Genomic DNA, 16,304 nt, shown 5'->3' on the forward strand with positions numbered 1-16,304 from the left:
CCGTGATGCTGGATGTGCCGGCCTCTTCGCTGGCAAGCCAGCTCCTACAGGTTCCACAGCGCACACGAAAGCTGCGTACGGCCCCAATCACACTGTAGGAGCTGGCTTGCCAGCGATGGAGGTCAACGCTGACGCGTGAAGCCTGACCCCCCGCGGTGCTCTCAGGTTTTTCGCGAGCAGGCTCGCCTCCACAGGGGCCCGCCGCCCGGCCGGCCTGATCGTGAGCGTATGTATTAATCTTTTATGCCATGCCCGAAAACTCCTCCATCGCATCCAGCAACGCCTCCTGAAAATAAGCCATCGATGCCCGGTCACAGAGGATATAAAACCTCGGCTGTTGCGCAGACGTGGCGTTGATCACGATCACATTGATCCGCGCAGCCGAAGTCTGCGCCACGGCACCGGGCCCGAACACCTGCGCGCTCAGGTCCACGCCGCAGAGTTTTGCCATGACCTCAGGCAAATGCTCGCCGCTGAGCTGGAACCAGGCATGGCTGTCCTGGCGCGGCAGCAGGTAGTTGGCTTGATGGTCCATCTCCCAGCGAGCTTCTTCGTCGGCAATGCGTTCACCCAGGTCCTGGGCGCTGCCCAGCAGCAGGTATTCGGTCTGGGACAGACGCACCACCCAGCTGCCATCAACCTGGTTGACAGCACGGTTGGGCGCTTCCGGCAGCACGAAGTCCCGACTCTGCAAATAGTGCGCGCTGCCGGCGCCGCGAAAGCCGACCCGGGGCAGGTCGGTAAAGTCGGTCAGCGCACAGCTGGACAGGAGGGCGAGGGCCGGCTGACCGGCGCTGTGTTGTTGTGTCAGGCTGGTCATGGCTCAAAGCTCCTGGCGCAGGTTGGCGGGATCGAAAAAGGGTAGCGACACGACTTCGGCCTGCACCACGCGGCCACCTTCGACGCGGATCGGGATGCGTTGCCCGGGTGTGCTCTGGTCGATGCCGGCGTAGGCCAGGCCGATGATCTTGCCCAGGCTCGCCGAGTACTCGCAGGACGTGACGTTGCCGCTGATGTCCGGGCCGTTGAGCACCAGGTGACCTTCCAGTGGTTGCGCGCTGTCCCTGGGCAAGGTGAAACCCACCAGTTTGCGGGTTTGCGGCTGGGCTTCGAGGATGTCCACCGAGCGCCGTCCGACGAAGAACGGCTTGTTGCGACTGACCGCCCAGCCCATGTCGATTTCCCCCGGATGAGTCATGCCATCGGTGTCCTGGCTGATGATCACGTGGCCTTTTTCCAGGCGCAGCAAACGCTGGGTCTCCACGCCGAAAGGGCGGATGTCATGGGCCTTGCCGGCCTCCATCAGTGCGTCCCACAACTTGAGGCCATGGCGCGCCGGTACGTGAATTTCATAACCCAGTTCGCCGACAAAACCGACGCGCAACAACCGGGCCTTGATGCCGGCCACGGTGCCCTGGCGCACGCCGAGGTAGGGGAACGCCGCAGCGCTCAGGTTGAGGTCTGTGCAAACTTTTTCCAGCACTTTGCGCGAGTCGGGGCCGGCGACATTGACCGCGCAGATCGCAGCCGTGACGTTGGCGACGTCCACGTCCAGTCGCCATTGCGCGTTCCACTTGAGCATCTGCTGGTAGATGCGATCCACACCGCTGGTGGTGGCGGTGACATAGAAGTGGTTTTCGGCGAACCGCGCGCAGACGCCGTCGTCGATCACCACCCCGTGTTCATTGGTCATCAGCGCGTAACGGGATCGACCGATCGGCTGCTTGAGGAAGGCAAAGGTGTACATGCGGTTGAGCAGCTCGGCGGCGTCCGGGCCGCGCACGTCCAGGCCGCCCAGGGTCGAGACGTCGATGATGCCGACCTTGTTGCGCACATGCAGGGCTTCGGCCTGCATGCACGCCTCGCGGTCCTTGGCATGGCCGTAGTAGGCCGGGCGCTGCCAGATGCCTGCCGGCATCATCTTCGCCCCGGCTTGCAGGTGCCGGGCATGCATCGGGGTTTGCCGATACGGATCGAACGCGCGACCGGCGACGTGGGCCAGTTTTTCCGCGACAAAGGGCGGGCGCGCGGTGGTCACCCCGGTTTCGCTGATGTTGCGCTGGGTCGCCCAGGCGACCAGGCGCGCGGTCGGCAGCGCCGAGTGACGGCCTTGCGAGGGGCCCATGCCAACGGTGGAATAACGCTTGACCAGTTGCACGTCGCGATAGCCGATGCGCGTGGCATTGACGATGTCCGCCACTTGCAGGTCCTCGTCGAAATCGACGAAGTCCTTGCCCTTGGGGTGCGGGAAGATCGGCCAGTTGAAGTTGACCCGCACCTCGCTGCCCAGGGGCGTCCGGTGCACACCGACCGCAAGTCCTAGCGCAGCGGCGGCGTCGGCACCGGCATTGACACCGTCGGCGATCACGTTGTCGAGGCGGTGACGGCCATTGACCGAGCCTGCGACCGCGAGGTTCTGCGGCAGCCCGCTGAGGGTGAATTCGGCGCGCTGATCGTCGTAGGCCAGCTTGCCACCGGCCTGGCACAGCAGTTGATAAACCGGCATGTAGCCGGCGGACATGCACAGCAAGTCGCAGGCCAGGCGCTGCCCGCTCTCGGCGACCTGGCCCTGGGCGGTGATCTGGCGCACGTCGACGCCGTTGACATGGCGCAGGCCTTTTTCGTGCAGGGCTTCATACACGGTGCTGTTGCGCAGGCAGGGGATCTTGCGTTGCGCCAGCGCGCCAAGCAGGGCTTCATCGCCCGGGCCATGGCGCAGGTCCACCACCGCGGCGACTTCCACGCCCTGATCGAACAAATCCAGGGCGGCGAGGTAACCGTCATCGTTGCCCGTCAGCACCACGGCGCGCTTGCCCGGCTTGACTGCGTAGAGCTTCATCAGGCGCTGTGCGGCGCTGGTCAGCATCACCCCGGGCAAGTCGTTGTTGCGAAACACCACCGGCTGGTCGAACGCACCGCTGCACACCAGGCACTGGCGGGCGCGCACCTTGTACATCCGTTTACCCTGGATCACCGGCAGATAGTTGTCGGTGAACCAGGCGTTGCAGGTCGCCTCGGTGAGGATGCGGATATTGGCGTGCTGCTGCACCGCCGTCAGCAGTTCGCAGCGCAAGGCGTCGGCGCGTGTACCCGCGATGTCGAAGCGCGCATAGGTCAGCGAACCGCCGAGCACCGGCTGTTGCTCGATGAGCAGCACCTTGGCCCCGGCATTGGCCGCGGTCAGTGCGGCGTGCAGCCCGGCGGGACCGGCGCCGATCACCGCAACGTCCGTGAACAGATAGGCCTTGTCGTAGTATTCGGGCTGGAACTTCAGGTCCAGTACGCCCAGGCCGGCCTTCTTGCGAATGATCGGTTCCCAGACTTTCCACATGCCCTTGGGCTTGTAGAACGAGCGGTAGTAGAAGCCCACCGGCATGAATTTCGAGAACTTGCCCAGGTACGCATCGCGGTCGTTGTCCAGCGAGCCGTTGACGTTCTGCGCCGTCACCTGCAAACCGGCCGCCAGCGCGTGGGCATCGGCCAGGACGTTGGGTTCCTGGGGCAGTTGCACCAGGCTGTTGGCGTCCTGCCCGGTCATGGTCAGCGGGCCACGCGGGCGATGGTATTTGAACGAGCGGGAAATCAGGAAGCGGCCGTTGGCGAGCAGGGCGCTGGCGATGCTGTCGCCTTGCAGGCCCTGGTAGGGTTGGCCATCGAAGCTGAAATCGAGCGGCTGGTCACGGTCGATCAGCAGGCCCATCGGGGCGGGTAGGCGGTTCATCCGGCGATCTCCTGGGCGGCGTTGAAGTCGACGCGGGCGGTGAAAAGTTCTTTAGGGTCGAAAGTGCGCAGGATTTCGTCGGTCACGGTGTGACGTTCCGCGAGAAACCAGTAGCTCGATGGCGTGTGCATCCACCATTCGCGCACCACACCGGCGAGGTTGTCGGTGTTGAACACGTAGTCGGCCCACTCGGCATCGCTGCAGGTCACTGGATCCGGCATGGGTTTGAATTCACCGCCATAGGTGAACTCGCTGATATTGCGTGGCCCGTTGAGCGGGCAATTGATGATTTTCATGGTCCGCTCTCCCTCAGTGACTGGCCGCCGTGGCGCCCATTTCGTTGACTTGCCGGAAGGTCGAGAAGCGCTCCAGGCCGAAGGGCTTGATCAGCTCCGGGACCTTGCCGCCGCTGGCCACCAGTTCGGCCATGGTCTTGCCGCAGATGGGCGTGGCCTTGAAACCCCAGGTGCCCCAACCGGCGTCCAGGTAGTAATTTTTCACCGGCGACAGGCCCATGATCGGGCTGTAGTCCGGGGTCATGTCGGTGATCCCGGCCCACTGGCGCATCAGCTTGGCGTTGGCCAGGAACGGGAACATCTCGATGGCGTGGGCCAGCAGGCTTTCCTTGAGGTCCAGCGTCGAACGGGTGTTGAACAGCGGGTAGGGATCGGAGCCACCGCCGAACACCACTTCGCCGCGGCTGGTCTGTTGCACGTAGCAGTGCAGCGCCGAGGAGCTCACCAGCGGATCGAGAAACGGCTTGAACGGCTGGGTGACCATGGCTTGCAGCGGGAAGGTCTGGATCGGCGAACGAATCCCGGCCTTGGCCATCAGCAAGGAGCTGTGCCCGGCGATCGCCTGCACCGCACAGCCGCACTTGATGGTGCCGCGGTTGGTCTTCACGGCGGTGATTGCACCGTTCTCGATGATCAGGTCCTGCACTTCGGTGAGCTGGTGGATCTCCACGCCACGCTTGGCTGCCTGCTTGGCGTAGCCCCAGGCCACGGCGTCGTGGCGCGCGGTGGCGCCGTCGATGTGCCAGAGGCCGGCGATCACCGGCAGGTGGCCGGGGTCGAGGTTGAGGCTGGGCACCAGTTCGCGGATCTGCTGGCGGTCGATCATTTCAGTGCGCCCGCCGAAGTGCTTGTTGACCTCTGCGCGCTGGCGGAACGAACGCACGGTGGCATCGGTGTGGGCCAGGGTCAGCTGGCCGCGCTCGGAGTACATGATGTTGAAATCGAATTCGTTGGAAAGGCCCTGGAACATCCGCACCGACTCGGCATAGAAACGCACGCCTTCGCTGGTCAGGTAGTTGGAGCGGATCACCGCCGTGTTGCGCGCGGTATTGCCACCGCCCAGATAGGACTTTTCCAGCACCGCGATGTTGTTGATGCCGTGGTACCTGGACAGGTAATAAGCGGTGGCCAGGCCATGGCCGCCGGCGCCGATGATCACCACGTCGTAGCTTGATTTCAGTTCCTTTGGTGGCGGCAAATCCACGTCCACCGGGTATTCCGAACTCAACCCGTACTTCAAGAGATTGAAGGGCATACGGCCTCCGATTGGCTGTGGTGTTGCATAAGGGTCGCGGTCACGGTGTTTTTCATCAGGAAGGCAATGGTCATCGGCCCGACACCCCCGGGTACCGGGGTGATGGCCGCGACCTGGAGCAGGGCACTGTCGAAGTCGACATCGCCGACCAGGCGGCTGCGACCGGCGTCGTCGATGCGATTGATGCCGACGTCGATCACCACCGCGCCAGGCTTGAGCCAACTGGCGTCGATCAGGCGCGGACGACCCACCGCGGCGATGACGATGTCGGCCTGGCGGCAGAGGGCTTGTGGGTCCGGGCTGCGCGAGTGCAGCACGGTCACCGAGCAGTCGGCCTTGAGCAACAGCGCGACCATGGGCTTGCCGACGATGTTCGAACGGCCGATTACCACCGCGTGCTTGCCGCGCAGATCGCCGCAGGTCTGTTCCAGCAGGTACAGGCAGCCGCTGGGCGTGCAGGGCGCGAGCACCGGACGGCCCTGGCTGAGGCCACCGACGTTTTCACTGTGAAAACCGTCGACGTCCTTGCCTGGATCGATGGCTTGCAGTGCCCGCAGTTCATCGACATGGGCAGGCAAAGGCAGTTGCAGGAGAATGCCGTGGATCCCGTGATCCGCATTCAGGCGGGCGATCAGGTCGAGCAGTTGTTCGGTGCTGGTGTCGGCGGGCAGGCGATGTTCCAGGGAGCGAATGCCGACCTCTTCGGCGCGCAGGATCTTGTTGCGCACATAGACCTGGCTGGCCGGGTCGCTGCCGACCAGGATTACCGCCAGGGCTGGCTGGATGTCTCTCGCGCGCAGACCGTCGACGTCCTTGCGGACCTCGATCAACACCCGGGCGGCGGCGGCTTTGCCGTCAATCAGTCGGGGAGTGTTCACCGGAAGATCACCGTTCGGTCCTGGTTGAGGAATACCCGGTGTTCCAGGTGGTACTTGACCGCCTTGGACAGGGCCACGGTCTCGGTGTCACGGCCGGTGGCCACCAGGTCGTCCGGCAAATAGACGTGATCGACCCGCTGCACTTCCTGCTCGATGATCGGCCCCTCATCGAGATCGCTGGTGACGTAGTGGGCGGTGGCGCCGATCAACTTCACGCCGCGTTGATAAGCCTGGTGATAGGGCTTGGCACCCTTGAAGCCGGGCAGGAACGAATGGTGAATGTTGATCGCCCGACCGGAAAGTTGTTTGCACAGGTCGTCGGAGAGGATTTGCATGTAGCGCGCCAGCACCACTAGTTCGGTGCCGGTGTCGTCGACCACCTTCATCAGCTCGGCTTCCTGGCGGGCCTTGGTGTCCTTGGTGACCGGCAGGTAGATGAAACGAATGCCCTCGCGCTCAGCCATGGGCCGCAGGTCGAGGTGGTTGGAGACGATGGCGGTGATGGTCATGTCCATCTCGCCCTTGTGGTAGCGGTAGAGCAGGTCGGTCAGGCAGTGGTCGAATTTGCTGACCATCAGCAGCACGCGCATGGGCTCGCGGGTGTCATGCAGTTCCCAGTCCATGTCGAAGGCCTGGGCGACGTCGCTGAAACCGTCCTTGATCTGCTGGATATCCCCGGCGTGGCCATCGTTGAAACGGAACACCGCGCGCATGAAAAAGCGGCCGCTGAAATCGTCATCGAATTGCGCCATCTCCCCGATGTAGCAACCGTTGTCCGCGAGGTAAGTGGTGACGGCCGCGACAATGCCGGACACCGCGGGACAGGTGATCTTGATGATGAAATGGTTTTTCTCGTGTTGCATGACACGTCCTCGGGATGATGGCGGCAGCTCATCGCATAGCGAAAAAATGTCAGCGGACAGCGAGGCTCATTCCTTGAGCGCATTTTCTTGGTGGGAATAAAATATTCCTGTTGGTGGCTTTATAAGGGGAATGCTGGGGGCGCGTCCAGAGGTTTTTGTGAAAGTTTTTTAACTGGTGGGAAATTTATTGGCTGAGCAACGTGTTGTTGAAATGCCTGTAGGCGCTAGTTTGCAGGAGCCGCCATGCTGGCGATGGCGGCCTGACAGCCCATCTGGATTTTATTGACTATGTCCATATCCATTCCTGCGGTAACGGCCAACTATGGTTTCACCCTTACCTGTAGGAGCAAGCTTGCTCGCGATGGAGGTCAACGATTACGCGGGGTATCAGGCTCCCCGCGTCATCGTTGACGACCATCGCTGGCAAGCCAGCTCCTACAGTGGATCGGGGGCGGCCGTGGGAGAGGGGGCATATGTCAGGCCGCCAAGTCAGCCCCTAAGGATACCAACCTTGCACGCATGAAATTAAACCTGTATTTTTTCATGAAATTAAAACTATAAAATTTCATGGAGCCGGTAAATGTTTCAGCAATCCACCCAGCATGTCGCCAGCTACTACGCCCACACCTGCGCCGACCGCCTGGTCAATCGAGCGGCATTGGAAGGCGAGCAAAACACCGACGTGCTGATCATCGGCGCCGGCTTCAGCGGCTTGCACACGGCACTGCGCCTGGCCCAGGCCGGCAAACGCGTCACCTTGCTGGAAGCCAGTCGCGTCGCCTGGGCCGCATCGGGACGTAACGGCGGCCAGGCCATTCTCGGATGGTCCTGTGACATGCCACCGCTGGAAGCCGCGCTGGGTCACGAACGCGCCCGGCGGCTGTGGGACGGCATGCGCTGGGCTGCACGGGAGTTGCGCGAGCTGCCCGAACGCCATGGCTTCGATTGCGACTACCGCCCCGGCCACCTATGGACTTCCGTGATGCCACGCCGGGTCAGCCTCTTGACCGAATGGCAACACGAAGCCAGCCACAAATGGGGGCATGACGGTTTGCGCTTCATCGAGCGCGCCCAGTTGCCCGAGTGGGTGGCCAGCGAGCGCTATCAGGCCGGCTTGTACGACCCCGAAGGCGGGCACCTCAACCCCTTGAAGCTGGCATTGGGGCTGGCCGCCGCGATCGAGAAGGCGGGCGGCGTGATTCATGAACAAAGCAAGGCGTTGAAATATCGCGAGGACGAAAACGGCTACGTGGTCACCACCGACCGCGGTCGCATCCGCGCCGATGTCCTGGTATTGGCCTGCAATGCCTACCTGGACCGACTCGACCCGCAGCTAGCGAGTTGCGTATTGCCCGTGGGCACCTATCAAGTGGCCACGGCGCCGATGTCCGAGGCCCAGGCCACCGCGCTGCTACCGGGCAATGTCTGCGTCACCGACAACCAGTTCGTGCTCGATTATTTCCGCCGCACGCCGGACAACCGGCTGCTGTTCGGCGGCGGCTGCACCTATCTGGGGGGCATGCCCAAGGACATTGCCGGTGCCACCCGGCCGTGCCTGGAAAGGGTGTTCCCCCAATTGAAGGGCATTGAACTGGAGTTCGCCTGGGGCGGGCACATTGACCTGACGCTCAAGCGCACGCCCGACATCGGTCGACGCGGCGACCTCTACTGGTTGCAGGGCTACTCCGGGCACGGCGTGCTGCCGACCCTTGCCGGAGCCCGGGCGGTGTCCGACGCCATTCTCGGCCAGCCGGATGAGTTGGCGTTGTACCAAGGTTTGACCAATGGCAGCTTTCCCGGCGGAAAATACATGGCAGCACCCTTGGAAGCCATCGGCAAAGCCTGGTACCGGCTGCGCGACAGCATTTGAATCGGCCACTTCTGGAAGCCTTTAGATGGACATGCAAGAAGAGATTTCGGCGCTGGCGATCCTGATCCAGGACCTGCGCAAGCACAAGAAGTACACCTTGAAGGACCTAGCCGACAAGATCGGCCGCTCCGTGGGGTTTCTATCCCAGGTCGAGCGCGGCTTGTCCCGCCCGACGGTGGCGGACTTGACCGCCATCAGCGAGACCCTCGGCGTGCCGACCACCTATTTCTACAGCCTGCCCAAACCCATGGCGCTGCCCTGGGTGACCCGGCCGGATGAGCGCCGCACCCTGTACTACGCCGATGGCATCACCGACATCCTGGTCTCGCCAAAAATGCGCGCGTCCTTTTCCATGCTTGAAAGCCAGCTGGAACCCGGTGCGAGCAGCGGCGACCGGCACATGAAGGACAGCTCGGAGCAGGGCGGTTACGTCCTGGAAGGGGAGCTGACGCTGTGGCTGGATGACAACGACCCGGTGACCCTACGCACCGGCGACAGCTTTCAACTGGCCAGCCATGCCCACTGCCGCTACGGCAACCTCTCGGCCCAATTGACCCGCGTGCTCTGGGTCTACACCTGATAAAAACAAGCAAGGAACAAAACGATGGATGCTGTGTGCTCTGATCTGCTGGCCGAAGTGCGTGGGTTTCGTCAGCGCTACCCCGAGGTGCGCTACGTCGACCTGATTTCCCTGGACATTCCCGGGCATTTCTACGGCAAGCGCTACCCGATCGAAATGCTCGAAAAAGTCGCCGCCGGCAGTGCCCTCAAGTTGCCGCAGAACTGCGTGCTGCTCGGCACCCAGGGCGGGCTGTTCAAGATCGGCGACTACTGCTTCAACGACGGCGATCCGGATGCGCTGCGGCGCCTGGTGCCGGGCACGCTCAAGCTGGTGAGCTGGGAGAAGCAACCCTTGGGGCAAATGTTGATCACCTCCGACGGCACGGAAAAACCGATCGTCTTCGAGCCGCGCGAAGTGTTGGCGCAGGTCCTTCAGCGGCTCGCTCGCAAAGGCATTTTTCCGGTGGTGGCGTTCGAGCTGGAGTTCTATCTGTTCGATAGCCAGTTGCGTGATGGCTTGCCGCAGTTTGCCCGCGACCCGCTGACCGGCGATGCCGATGACCAGCCGAACATGCACATCGAACGCCTATCGCGCTTTGCCCCGGTGCTCGATGAAATGGTCGAGACCGCGCGCGCCCAAGGCATTGATGCCACGGTGATCACCGCCGAATTGGGCCCCGGTCAGTTCGAAATCAATTTCGGTCATCTCGACGATGGCCTGCGCGCCGCCGACTGGGCCGCCTTGTTCTGCCGCAGCACGCGCGGCGTGGCCCTCAAGCACGACTACCGCGCCAGTTTCATGGCCAAGCCTTACCTGCAGCACCCCGGCAGCGGCATGCATGTGCACGTGAGCCTGTACGACGAGGCGGGCACCAACCTGCTGGCGGCGAACGGGCAACAAGCGTTGCGCCATGCGGTAGCCGGTTGCCTGGATGTGTTGCCGCACTGCATGCCGATCTTCGCGCCGAACCACAACGCAATGCGACGCTTGAGCGCCACGGTGAACGTCGCTTCGCGCGCCAGTTGGGGTTTCGAGGATCGGGACGCGTGCCTGCGGGTGCCGGAGTCGGACGCGAGAAACCTGCGGGTCGAACATCGCCTCGCCGGCGCCGACGCCAACCCTTATCTGGTGCTCGCCGCAATCCTGGTGGGAATGGAACAAGGCCTCGAACAGGCTCGCGAACCGATCGCCCCGCTCAACGAAGATCGCAACAGTGGCATCGACTTCCCGCTGGAAATGCTCGAAGCGGTGCAGTCCATGCAAAGCCATCAAAAATTGCGTGAAGGTTTGGGCGCGGAATTCGTCCATGTGTATTGCGAGAACAAGCGCCAGGACCACCTGGCATTCCTGAATGACATCAGCGCCCGCGAGTACCGCTGGTTCCTGTAGTTAAGGTTGTTTCGAGGTTAACCGTAAAAAATATCAGGATATATAAAGGCTTAGAGAGTTTAGTAACTGACCGGTTAACGAAAATATCTTGTTACAGGGCGAAACATTGCGTAATATGCGCCCCGCGTTCACCACCACGGTTTATGCATTTTTAAGTCCCGGGCGTCCATCAGCTGCCCGGGATTTTTTTTGCCTGCAGTTTTTCCGGCCTGTCATCAAGACTTCGTCCCCAGCACATCGCGGATGTTATCCACCACATTGCTGTCCTTGATCACATCGCTCAGCCAGCCCTCCAGCGGCATGTTGCCCCATTTGATCGCGCGTTCGATCAGGTAGGGGACAGGGCTCTGGGGCTCGGTCTGCTTGAAGTACTGCGCGATACCCGCCAGCAGGGTGAATGCCTCGTCGCGGGTTTGCGGTGTGGTGCGCAGCGGCGTGACGGGAATGTCTTGCTGGGTCTGGGTCATTGCTGCACCTTCAGGTTGTGCGCCAGCGCTTTCGCCGACGACCGCGGTGGGCGCGACAGGGGCCGGGTGTAGATCGATACCGCGATCCTTGAGCAGTTTCTCGGCCAGTTGGCCGGCGCGGGACAACACGTAGTGGAGCCCGGCAAAACTCGGCGCATCCTGGCCGAACAGCCTGTCGGCGGTGCTCTGCAGTTGCTCGCAGGCATTGAGGCTGGCGGCGATTTCAGCGGCTTTGTGGCGCAGGTGGTCGGAGTCGGTCAGCACCACCGAACGCTGGAACACCTCGGCGTTGATCTTGCCTTCATCAAGGGCTGCACGCATGGCCTGGGGGTTCTGCAACGCGAGGTTTTCGACGTGCCGGGATTCGTCATAGCGCAGCAGGCCGTACGCTTGGCCCTGGGTGATGGGCAGCCCACCCACCACATCCGCCAGGGTGGTTTTCATCCACGCCAGGCGGGCCGCGCGTTCATCGACCCCATCCTCGAGGGAAGGGAAGAGGCCGGCCCAGAAATTGTCCAGCAGGCGTTCGGCCAGGGTCAGGCCAAAGGTGATGCCGGTGAAATGGTGCTTGTGCGCCAGGGCTTCGCTGAGCCAGGCGACGAGCATCAGGTCCTTGCTCTGTCGAGCCAGGCCCTGGGCAGCCAGGGTGAGGGTCAGGTCCCAGTCGGAAGACTTCAGGTCCGTTTGCCAGTCACCCTGGGTCAGATAATCGGGGTCTGCTCGCCGCGCTTCTTTCACCTGATCGAACAGGGTGGAAAAGCTCAGGTCTTCGCCGCTCCCGCCGTGGATGGGCGCTGTCAGTTCGGCCAGCGAAAGGTCGTTGAGAAATTCAGACATAGGCAACTCGGATCGGAATAAGAGAACACCGTGCCCGCTTTCGCGGGCGCAGTGCTGAAACCGGACCGCTCTCGCGGTCCGTTATTGCCCAGGGTTTACGCGAAAACCTTGTTGGCAGTGCGATCCCAACCACCGGTGACGTTACCGCCGCCCTGGCCGTCGGCACGGCTCTGCTGGGTGTAGGTGGTCTTGATGCGAGCGAAGTTGAAGCTGATTTCTTCGATCGGCAGGTCGCCCACCGCTTTGTCTTCGCCGCCCTGGCTACCGCCAGCGACCGCTTTCACGGACGACACCACGACTTCTTCCAGGTTGATGGTCAGGTAGGTCACCTTGTCGCCACCGGCGCGGTTGACGTTCAACTGGATCTTGGCGATGTGCGTGCCTTTGCAGCAGGCTTCGAACAGCTTGGCGGAAGCCTTGTCCACGGCTTTGCGGATGCTGAAGTCGCTCAATGCCACACGCTCCGACGAAGCACCGCCCGAAGAGCTGGCAGTCGCGGAGGTCGCCTGGGTGGCGCCGTACTCGTAGCCCAGCACCTCGATCCAATCCTTGTGCTTGTCGTCCAGTACTTCGCCTGGAATGCCGTCGATCTGGATGTATGCGTCAAATGCCATTTTTACTTTCTCCTTACCTTCATTAAAAAGGATGTCACCTGCAAACAGATCACAGCCCTTCGCTTTAACCTCTTTGAATCGATCAACAGAGGCTTGTTGCGCCAACCCGGTTTCGACCCGGGCAGCGGTATTTCTTCATTGAGTGCGGCGTTTCAGTTGAGCGCCCGCACCTCGATTTCTACCCGTCGGTTAGGCTCCAGGCAGCGGATCAGCTGGGCTCTTGGCTGTTGCATGTCGCACTTGACCAGGGGCCGGGTGCTGCCTTCGCCGACGGCCTCGACCAGTTCGCCCGGTACGCCTTTGCCCACCAGATAGGTCTTGATGGTTTGCGCCCGCTGCCTGGAAACCTGCAGGTTGCCCTGGGGATCGCCGAGTTGATCGGCGTGCCCGGCGATGATGATTTTCCCGACATTGGGGGTGCTCAGCAGCTTGCCGGCGATCGCACTGAGCTGGCCTTGACCTTCATTCTTCAGGCTCTGGAAGTCGGCTCGGCCAAAGGCGAACAAGGTGTCCGACTCCAGCGTGATGGTTTCGATCGAGCGCAGCGACTGGGTCAGCAGGCTGTTGATGTAGTTGCGCGAGCTGGAGACCAGGAACGCGTTGTCGAGGATTCGCGGCACGTCGGGCTCGTGAATCTGGTCGCTGTAGAAGTTGATCTGGCGGCTGGCGAACTCATAGTCCGCGGCGGCGACACCGGCGTTGCCGACCTGGCGGGCAATCGCCGGGTACCAGTAGTCCGGGATCTTCGCTTTCAGGAATGCAGGGTCGGCCTTTTCACGCTGGGCACGCGAGAGCATGACGTAGGTGTCCAGTGTCGCCTTGCCGAACTGCGCAATGGATTGCGCCCGGTTGTCATTGGGCAGCGCCTTGGGTTCGACGCTGTCCACGCCGGTCACCGGCATCAATTCCTTGGCATTGCGCTGATAGACCTTGAGGGTGGTCAGCAAGTACAACGAGCGGGTCAGGTTGTCGGCCGTGGGCTTGAGCATCACACTTTCCAGCCGGTCGAAGTAGCGGCTGCGCACCAGTGGTTCTACCTTGTGGCCTTGATAAAGCCCCAGGCGCATGCGCAGTGGCACACCTTCGTCGTGGTGCTGGGCGTAGTAATGCGCGGTCCAGAAACGCAGGCGATCGAGGGTTTGCCAGGCGGTGTATTGCCCGGTGGCGGAGCGGTCATCGGCGGCCGCCCGGGTCAGTTCTGCCGAGAGGCTGTGCAAGGTGTTCCGGTTGTTCACATACGACCAGCCCAACAGGCTGCACAGCAGCACCGCGACCAGTGCGGCAGCGCCGATCCAGGTCGCTTTGCGCCGACGTTCGCGGTGGTTGGTGGTGTACAGCGCCACCAGGTGCTGGTCTGGAATGATGACTTTGCGGAACAGGCTGTTGATGAACAGCGGGCGCGGTTGCGCGTTGCCGTTGGCGAACTCCCGCTCACCTTCCAGCGAGAAGCGTTCGGTCACCTGCCGCGCGTGCCCGCCCGATTCCGGCTGGTCGGCATCGAGGGCACTGGTGAAATAGAAGCCGCGCAGCAGTTCAGCATTCTGATAAGGGTTGGCTCGCAACAGGGCGTCGACGAACAATTGCAGCCGTGGTTTGAGGGCCGCCAGTTCCAGCGGGAAGCGATACACCGCCGAATCCTGCCGGGTGATCTGGATATCCTGCGTGACCAGCTGCTGGCTCGCCACCTGTTGCCAATAGCTGACCAGTTCATCCATCGCCGCGCCGAAGCGCTGGCCCCAGTCGGCTTGCTCGTAACCTTTGTGGGAGAAGGTCTTGCCCATCACTTCGCCGCGGGCGGTTTCGTCCAGTTGGCGATAGAAGGGGGTGAAACCCGGCACCAGATCGCACTTGGTGAACACCAGGTAGACCGGCAGGCGCACTTCCAGCAGGGCATGGGTTTCCTGGATGCGTTCGCGCAGGCGCTTGGCGATGCGCTCCTGATCTTCCAGCGAGGTCTGCAGGATGTCGTGGATGCTGACGGTGACGATCAGGCCGTTGAGTGGCCGGCGCTGACGGTGCTGGCGCAGCAGCTGCAGGAACGCGCGCCATTTGCCGGCCTCTTCCTGGTTGTTCATGTAGCGCCCGGCGGTGTCCAGCAGGACGGCCTCGGAGCTGAAGAACCAGTCGCAGTTGCGCGTACCACCCAGGCCTGCGACTCGCACGCCCTCGCGCTCGGCGTAAGGGAAATTGAGGCCCGACTGGTAGAGCATGGTGCTCTTGCCTGCCGCCGGCTGGCCGACCACCAGGTACCAGGGCAGGGCATACAGCGCATCCTTTGGATTGCTGCCCCTTGGCTTGTTGCTGTGCAAGCGCTCGATGCTCTGCAACAACCGCTCGCGCAACAGGCTGACTTCCTCGCGATCCGCCGGGCTCGCGTTCAACACGGCCTGGTCGGCATCCTCGCGCAGCAGCCCTTCGAGGTTGTGATGCCGGGACACGCCCCGATAGAGCAGCAGCACATAACCGGCGGACAGCAGCAGGAACACGCCGATGCCGGTCAGCAGGCTGTTGAGTGAACTGAAGTCGAACGCACGCCCGATGCCCCACACCACGAAGATCGTGAGGAAAAAGCACACCCCCAGGATGTAGGGTTGATAGCGCAAGAAGTAATACTTGATCTTGTTCATACGGGCTTCGAATCCAGGGCATCGACAAAACGGTCGATAACGTCACCCAACGGGCGGTCGATTTCGGCAAAGGTGTGTTGGCGGTGGTGCTCGTCAAAGGCATCGAAAGACGCCAGCACGTCATAGCTCTGCGAGCGCTCACCGATACCGGTCAGCAGGCGATAGGCATCGCAGGTACTGCGTGAGGCAAAGCAGATCAGTCGGGGGCGCATGAAATCGTCCGCCAAGAGGCTGATTTGCGGCACGGCGCGCTCCGGGGTCATGTGCGTCAGCCAGGTGACCCACAGATCGGCGGTGGGGTTTTTCAAGCCCCTTTCCGCCGGCAAGGGCAGGGCGATGCCGATCGGCGTTGCCTGGTCGAGGTGCTTTTTCAGGGCCAGCAGCCGGGTCAGCACGGCGTTGGTGACGAACTCCGGGTAGGCGCCTTCGAGCGCGGTACTGATATCGCGCAGGTTGAAGTTCACCAGGAACTTGTCATGCACGCGCCGGAACAACTCGAAGTCCTGGCCTTGCAGCGGGCGCAGGGCCTTGATGCGCTCGAACAGCGCCGAAGTGCTTTCGCCCTGGACGGCCATGTGCAGCAGCGGCCTGATCTGCCCGCTGAACAATTCGCCCAGGGTGAACGGATTGACCAGCGGCTCGGCTTCGCTGGCCTTGAGGGTCTGGAAAATGAAAAACGGATAGCGTCGCCCACTCGAATCCCGGGAGCTGATCAGCCCGCCCAGCAACCAGTTGCCGCTGCGTGCGCGGTAGCTGAAAAAGCACAGCGGCAAGGCGTCGAACAGCTCGCGCCAGTCTTCGCGATGCTGCAGGGCGGCCAGTGCGCCTTGCAGCCAGCCGTCGAACTCGCAGACGTCGTCGCCCGCACCTTGCAGGCTGACGAAGTCCGGGCTCGCGGGGACCTTGCCGAAGCAGCCGATCATTG

General features: G+C 62.4%; 13 protein-coding genes. 3 read left to right on the forward strand and 10 right to left on the reverse strand.

Annotation, left to right across the window (positions count from 1 at the left end):
- Positions 1–241 precede the first annotated feature (241 nt).
- The 6 genes from SOP95_RS27325 to purU are packed head-to-tail and all read right to left on the reverse strand — an operon-like array spanning position 242 to position 7,013.
- Entirely contained in the window at positions 242–820 is a 579-nt protein-coding gene (locus SOP95_RS27325) for a sarcosine oxidase subunit gamma (RefSeq protein ID WP_323608961.1), read from the reverse strand.
- 3 nt (positions 821–823) lie between these two features.
- Entirely contained in the window at positions 824–3,721 is a 2,898-nt protein-coding gene (locus SOP95_RS27330; RefSeq protein WP_323608962.1) for a 2Fe-2S iron-sulfur cluster-binding protein, read from the reverse strand.
- Entirely contained in the window at positions 3,718–4,017 is a 300-nt protein-coding gene (locus SOP95_RS27335; protein ID WP_274077542.1) for a sarcosine oxidase subunit delta, read from the reverse strand. The genes SOP95_RS27330 and SOP95_RS27335 overlap by 4 nt, the downstream gene beginning before the upstream one ends.
- Before the next feature lie 13 nt (positions 4,018–4,030).
- Positions 4,031–5,272: an FAD-dependent oxidoreductase gene (locus SOP95_RS27340; RefSeq protein ID WP_166620558.1), complete on the reverse strand. Its 1,242-nt coding sequence runs from the start codon at positions 5,270–5,272 to the stop codon at positions 4,031–4,033.
- Positions 5,254–6,150: a bifunctional methylenetetrahydrofolate dehydrogenase/methenyltetrahydrofolate cyclohydrolase FolD gene (gene folD / locus SOP95_RS27345; RefSeq protein WP_323608963.1), complete on the reverse strand. Its 897-nt coding sequence runs from the start codon at positions 6,148–6,150 to the stop codon at positions 5,254–5,256. Before folD ends, SOP95_RS27340 begins: the two co-directional genes overlap by 19 nt.
- Complete coding sequence (gene purU, locus SOP95_RS27350) at positions 6,147–7,013, reverse strand: formyltetrahydrofolate deformylase (protein ID WP_274077539.1); 867 nt, start codon at positions 7,011–7,013, stop codon at positions 6,147–6,149. The genes folD and purU overlap by 4 nt, the downstream gene beginning before the upstream one ends.
- A gap of 580 nt (positions 7,014–7,593) precedes the next feature.
- On the opposite strand from purU, the gene SOP95_RS27355 reads away from it, so the two are divergent.
- From SOP95_RS27355 to SOP95_RS27365, 3 genes are read left to right on the forward strand one after another with little or no spacing between them, the layout of a single operon-like run.
- A complete protein-coding gene (locus SOP95_RS27355) occupies positions 7,594–8,883 on the forward strand; it encodes an NAD(P)/FAD-dependent oxidoreductase (RefSeq protein ID WP_323608964.1) in 1,290 nt (429 codons plus the stop codon).
- 25 nt (positions 8,884–8,908) lie between these two features.
- Positions 8,909–9,463: a helix-turn-helix domain-containing protein gene (locus tag SOP95_RS27360; RefSeq protein WP_166620560.1), complete on the forward strand. Its 555-nt coding sequence runs from the start codon at positions 8,909–8,911 to the stop codon at positions 9,461–9,463.
- A 24-nt stretch (positions 9,464–9,487) separates the two neighbouring features.
- The gene (locus SOP95_RS27365) at positions 9,488–10,834 is read left to right on the forward strand and encodes a glutamine synthetase family protein (protein WP_323608965.1); all 1,347 of its coding nucleotides are present in this window, start codon (positions 9,488–9,490) and stop codon (positions 10,832–10,834) included.
- 215 nt (positions 10,835–11,049) lie between these two features.
- Here the strand turns inward: SOP95_RS27365 and tssA are convergent, their stop codons facing one another.
- The 4 genes from tssA to tagF all read right to left on the reverse strand — a co-directional run bounded on the left by tssA (position 11,050) and on the right by tagF (position 16,302).
- Positions 11,050–12,138, reverse strand: coding sequence for a type VI secretion system protein TssA (tssA, locus tag SOP95_RS27370; protein WP_323608966.1), 1,089 nt, complete (start codon positions 12,136–12,138; stop codon positions 11,050–11,052).
- A 95-nt stretch (positions 12,139–12,233) separates the two neighbouring features.
- A complete protein-coding gene (locus tag SOP95_RS27375) occupies positions 12,234–12,752 on the reverse strand; it encodes an Hcp family type VI secretion system effector (protein WP_077183092.1) in 519 nt (172 codons plus the stop codon).
- A gap of 152 nt (positions 12,753–12,904) precedes the next feature.
- A complete protein-coding gene (gene tssM, locus SOP95_RS27380; RefSeq protein ID WP_323608967.1) occupies positions 12,905–15,379 on the reverse strand; it encodes a type VI secretion system membrane subunit TssM in 2,475 nt (824 codons plus the stop codon).
- Entirely contained in the window at positions 15,376–16,302 is a 927-nt protein-coding gene (gene tagF, locus SOP95_RS27385) for a type VI secretion system-associated protein TagF (RefSeq protein WP_323608968.1), read from the reverse strand. Before tagF ends, tssM begins: the two co-directional genes overlap by 4 nt.
- Positions 16,303–16,304 lie beyond the last annotated feature (2 nt).

The organism is Pseudomonas sp. YuFO8, from assembly GCF_035065025.1.
Lineage (GTDB): Bacteria > Pseudomonadota > Gammaproteobacteria > Pseudomonadales > Pseudomonadaceae > Aquipseudomonas > Aquipseudomonas putida_AE.

Excerpts from the sequence above, each read along its gene's own strand:
- SOP95_RS27360 (WP_166620560.1), top strand. The coding sequence starts at position 8,909 with ATGGACATGCAAGAAGAGATTTCGGCGCTGGCGATCCTGATCCAGGAC.
- SOP95_RS27365 (WP_323608965.1), top strand. The coding sequence starts at position 9,488 with ATGGATGCTGTGTGCTCTGATCTGCTGGCCGAAGTGCGTGGGTTTCGT.
- SOP95_RS27375 (WP_077183092.1), bottom strand. The coding sequence starts at position 12,752 with ATGGCATTTGACGCATACATCCAGATCGACGGCATTCCAGGCGAAGTA.
- SOP95_RS27355 (WP_323608964.1), top strand. The coding sequence starts at position 7,594 with ATGTTTCAGCAATCCACCCAGCATGTCGCCAGCTACTACGCCCACACC.
- purU (WP_274077539.1), bottom strand. The coding sequence starts at position 7,013 with ATGCAACACGAGAAAAACCATTTCATCATCAAGATCACCTGTCCCGCG.
- tssM (WP_323608967.1), bottom strand. The coding sequence starts at position 15,379 with ATGAACAAGATCAAGTATTACTTCTTGCGCTATCAACCCTACATCCTG.
- SOP95_RS27330 (WP_323608962.1), bottom strand. The coding sequence starts at position 3,721 with ATGAACCGCCTACCCGCCCCGATGGGCCTGCTGATCGACCGTGACCAG.
- tagF (WP_323608968.1), bottom strand. The coding sequence starts at position 16,302 with ATGATCGGCTGCTTCGGCAAGGTCCCCGCGAGCCCGGACTTCGTCAGC.
- SOP95_RS27340 (WP_166620558.1), bottom strand. The coding sequence starts at position 5,272 with ATGCCCTTCAATCTCTTGAAGTACGGGTTGAGTTCGGAATACCCGGTG.
- SOP95_RS27325 (WP_323608961.1), bottom strand. The coding sequence starts at position 820 with ATGACCAGCCTGACACAACAACACAGCGCCGGTCAGCCGGCCCTCGCC.
- tssA (WP_323608966.1), bottom strand. The coding sequence starts at position 12,138 with ATGTCTGAATTTCTCAACGACCTTTCGCTGGCCGAACTGACAGCGCCC.
- SOP95_RS27335 (WP_274077542.1), bottom strand. The coding sequence starts at position 4,017 with ATGAAAATCATCAATTGCCCGCTCAACGGGCCACGCAATATCAGCGAG.